The sequence below is a fragment of the Idiomarina ramblicola genome, from assembly GCF_003987255.1.
Classification (GTDB): Bacteria; Pseudomonadota; Gammaproteobacteria; order Enterobacterales; family Alteromonadaceae; genus Idiomarina; species Idiomarina ramblicola.
This window is the reverse complement of the sequence record NZ_PIQC01000013.1, coordinates 1-3,664: the sequence shown is the minus strand read 5'-3', so window position 1 is coordinate 3,664 and position 3,664 is coordinate 1. Positions and strand designations below refer to the sequence as shown.

At 51.7% G+C, this 3,664-nt stretch carries 1 tRNA gene and 2 rRNA genes; all 3 read right to left on the bottom strand.

Features of this window, described 5'->3' with window-relative positions:
* Positions 1 to 8 precede the first annotated feature (8 nt).
* The 3 genes from rrf to CWI78_RS12850 all read right to left on the bottom strand — a co-directional run bounded on the left by rrf (position 9) and on the right by CWI78_RS12850 (position 3,502).
* Positions 9 to 124, bottom strand: a 5S ribosomal RNA gene (gene rrf / locus CWI78_RS12860).
* Positions 125 to 316: 192 nt separating this feature from the next.
* Positions 317 to 3,202 (bottom strand): 23S ribosomal RNA (locus CWI78_RS12855).
* A gap of 224 nt (positions 3,203 to 3,426) precedes the next feature.
* Positions 3,427 to 3,502 (bottom strand) — tRNA-Ala (locus tag CWI78_RS12850).
* Positions 3,503 to 3,664 lie beyond the last annotated feature (162 nt).

Here is a 3,664-nt window from a genome sequence, read left to right as displayed (position 1 = left end):
TATTTGTAGTCTGGCGGTGACCTACTCTCGCATGGGGAGACCCCACACTACCATCGGCGCTGGTGTGTTTCACTTCTGAGTTCGGAAAGGATTCAGGTGGTGCCACACCGCTATGGCCGCCAGACATAAACTGTCACACAAAATTGTCCGGAACTATTTTGAACGCACTTTAGTGCGGCCCGTCAGGGCAAAGTTCAGGACGAACTTTGTAACATGTAAAAACTGACTGCGTCTTTTAAAGTAACGCCACTCTATTTGTTCTAATTCGGTAAAGTCGCTCGCTTGTGCGTAACGTTCCAAACACCTTGGGTGTTGTATGGTTAAGTCTCACGGGCAATTAGTACGGGTTAGCTCAACGCATTACTACGCTTCCACACCCCGCCTATCAACGTTGTAGTCTCCAACAACCCTTCAGAGCACTCTAAGTGCTAGTGAGAGCTTATCTCGAGGCTCGCTTCCCGCTTAGATGCTTTCAGCGGTTATCGATTCCGAACGTAGCTACCGGGCAATGCCATTGGCATGACAACCCGAACACCAGGGGTTCGTCCACTCCGGTCCTCTCGTACTAGGAGCAGCTCCTCTCAACTCTCAAACGCCCACGGCAGATAGGGACCGAACTGTCTCACGACGTTCTAAACCCAGCTCGCGTACCACTTTAAATGGCGAACAGCCATACCCTTGGGACCGACTTCAGCCCCAGGATGTGATGAGCCGACATCGAGGTGCCAAACACCGCCGTCGATATGAACTCTTGGGCGGTATCAGCCTGTTATCCCCGGAGTACCTTTTATCCGTTGAGCGATGGCCCTTCCATTCAGAACCACCGGATCACTATGACCTACTTTCGTATCTGCTCGACGTGTCTGTCTCGCAGTTAAGCTGGCTTCTGCCATTGCACTAACCGTACGATGTCCGACCGTACTTAGCCAACCTTCGTGCTCCTCCGTTACTCTTTGGGAGGAGACCGCCCCAGTCAAACTACCCACCAGGCACTGTCCACAACCCCGATTAGGGGCCAATGTTAGAACATCAAACATACAAGGGTGGTATTTCAAGGGTGGCTCCACATCAACTGGCGCCAATGCTTCAAAGCCTCCCACCTATCCTACACATGTAGGTTCAATGTTCAGTGCCAAGCTGTAGTAAAGGTTCACGGGGTCTTTCCGTCTAGCCGCGGGTACACAGCATCTTCACTGCGATTTCAATTTCACTGAGTCTCGGGTGGAGACAGCGTGGCCATGGTTACACCATTCGTGCAGGTCGGAACTTACCCGACAAGGAATTTCGCTACCTTAGGACCGTTATAGTTACGGCCGCCGTTTACCGGGGCTTCGATCAAGAGCTTCTCCGAAGATAACCCCATCAATTAACCTTCCGGCACCGGGCAGGTGTCACACCGTATACGTCCACTTTCGTGTTAGCACAGTGCTGTGTTTTTAATAAACAGTCCCAGCCACCTGGTCACTGCGACCACCGCCAGCTCATCACGCGAAGTGAATCACCAACAGTGGCGTACCTTCTCCCGAAGTTACGGTACTATTTTGCCTAGTTCCTTCACCCGAGTTCTCTCAAGCGCCTTAGTATTCTCTACCTGACCACCTGTGTCGGTTTGGGGTACGGTCAATGTTCATCTGAAGCTTAGAGGCTTTTCCCGGAAGCATGGCATCAATGACTTCGCACCCGTGGGTACTCGTCTCGTGTCTCGGCCTTAAGGACCCGGATTTTCCTAAACCCTCAGCCTACGCACTTTCACCGGGACTACCAACGCCCGGCTCACCTAGCCTTCTCCGTCCCCCCATCGCAATGAACATCGGTACAGGAATATTGACCTGTTTTCCATCGACTACGCGTTTCCGCCTCGCCTTAGGGGCCGACTTACCCTACCCTGATTAGCATGGGATAGGAAACCTTGGTCTTCCGGCGTGGGAGTTTTTCACTCCCATTATCGTTACTCATGTCAGCATTCGCACTTCTGATATGTCCAGCAGTCCTCTCGAACCACCTTCACCCACTTACAGAACGCTCCCCTACCCCGCATACAAAGTATGCAGCCGCAGCTTCGGTGTATGGCTTAGCCCCGTTACATCTTCCGCGCAGGCCGACTCGACTAGTGAGCTATTACGCTTTCTTTAAAGGATGGCTGCTTCTAAGCCAACCTCCTAGCTGTCTCTGCCTTCCCACATCGTTTCCCACTGAGCCATAACTTCGGGACCTTAGCTGGCGGTCTGGGTTGTTTCCCTCTTCACGACGGACGTTAGCACCCGCCGTGTGTCTCCCGGATAGCACTCATTGGTATTCGGAGTTTGCATGGGGTTGGTAAGTCGGGATGACCCCCTAGCCCAAACAGTGCTCTACCCCCAATGGTGTTCGTCCGAGGCTCTACCTAAATAGATTTCGGGGAGAACCAGCTATCTCCGGGCTTGATTAGCCTTTCACTCCTAGCCACAAGTCATCCCCTCATTTTTCAACATAAGTGGGTTCGGTCCTCCAATTGATGTTACTCAATCTTCAACCTGCTCATGGTTAGATCGCCCGGTTTCGGGTCTATACCCTGCAACTCAACGCCCAGTTAAGACTCGGTTTCCCTACGGCTTCCCTATACGGTTAACCTTGCTACAGAATATAAGTCGCTGACCCATTATACAAAAGGTACGCAGTCACGGGACGAACCCGCTCCTACTGCTTGTACGTACACGGTTTCAGGTTCTGTTTCACTCCCCTCGCCGGGGTTCTTTTCGCCTTTCCCTCACGGTACTGGTTCACTATCGGTCAGTTGGGAGTATTTAGCCTTGGAGGATGGTCCCCCCATATTCAGTCAGGATATCACGTGTCCCGACCTACTCGATTTCACTTATCATGCACCGTCACATACCGGGCTCTCACCGTCTGTGGCTCCGCTTCCCATCGGATTCTGCTAGCACAAGTTAAGCTTAAGGGCTGCTTCCCGTTCGCTCGCCGCTACTGGGGAAATCTCGGTTGATTTCTTTTCCTCCGGGTACTTAGATGTTTCAGTTCTCCGGGTTCGCTTCCTGGCACCTATTGATTCAGTGCCGGATACTCTGTAAACAGAGTGGGTTGCCCCATTCGGAAATCCATGACTCAAGTGCCTCTTACTGGCTTATCATGGCTTATCGCAAGTTAGTACGTCCTTCATCGCCTCCAACTGCCTAGGCATCCACCGTGTACGCTTAGTCACTTAACCATACAACCCGAAGGTGTCTGGCATACGTGACCAAGATTGTTTGTTCTCGCTGTACACAAGTTCGATACGCCTCTACCAAATCAGTTTGTTCAAGTAGAGTGGCATTTCTTACTTTTAATATTACAATCAGCTTTCCATGTTGTTAAAGAGCACGTAACACAAAGTTACCGGTAAACATTCTTGAGTAAGAACACTTAACGCTAACGGTTACTTAAGAGAAGAAATGGTGGAGCCAAGCGGGATCGAACCGCTGACCTCCTGCGTGCAAGGCAGGCGCTCTCCCAGCTGAGCTATGGCCCCACGGATGCTTGTCTAAAACACCGACAGCTGCGTTATGCTTCTCACTCAATCGGTCACATACCATTGAGGTATGCTCCCTCTTTCGTTCGGCGCAAGCCTTGCTCTCGGCGCTTTAGCCTGCGCATGCTGACATCGGGGTAGACCCTCTTCTCAACATCGCGG